The sequence below is a fragment of the Halorubrum sp. C191 genome (assembly GCF_002727095.1).
Classification (GTDB): domain Archaea; phylum Halobacteriota; class Halobacteria; order Halobacteriales; family Haloferacaceae; genus Halorubrum; species Halorubrum ezzemoulense.
The window spans coordinates 1-423 of the sequence record NZ_NHNZ01000063.1 but is presented as its reverse complement, the minus strand read 5'-3'; the positions used below and the strand labels follow the sequence as shown (position 1 = coordinate 423).

Below are 423 nucleotides of genomic sequence, written 5' to 3'. Positions count from 1 at the left end.
CGCTACTATCGTGAGAACGGCACAATGAAATCGGAGTACATCGGCAAGCCAGAAAGTGAGTAGTGGTGTGAGAAGTTTGCAATAACCACCCGTTCGTGCCAACCTGCGGTCCTAGACTTCCTCGCGAAGGGTGTCATCAACGACATCAGCGAACGCAACGTTCTCACGCACCTGTTGTATCTCGACGGTGACTCGGTCCCCGACACTCGTTTCGGGAACGATCACAACGTAGCCGCGCTCGACTTTCGCGATCCCGTCACCTTGGTCACCGAGGTTCTCGATTTCAACGTCTCGCTGTTCACCTTCCTCGACAGGCGGGCCGTCGTATTCGTGTTGCTGAGTAGCGTGGTCAGCTGACTGAGTGACCTCAGTCGTGTCGGTGGCTTCGGTATCCGACGTCGATGTCGATATGAGCGCAACACG

General features: G+C 55.8%; 1 protein-coding gene and 1 pseudogene (1 of these 2 only partly in view). One reads left to right on the top strand and one right to left on the bottom strand.

The features are described from left to right. Nucleotides 1-63, top strand: a pseudogene (locus tag Z052_RS05685) (hypothetical protein) (it extends 172 nt beyond the left edge of the window). Nucleotides 64-111: 48 nt separating this feature from the next. Here Z052_RS05685 and Z052_RS05680 read toward each other — a convergent pair. Beyond that, on the bottom strand, nucleotides 112-423 hold a 312-nt coding region (locus tag Z052_RS05680), incomplete at its 5' end, for a TRAM domain-containing protein (protein ID WP_099288899.1).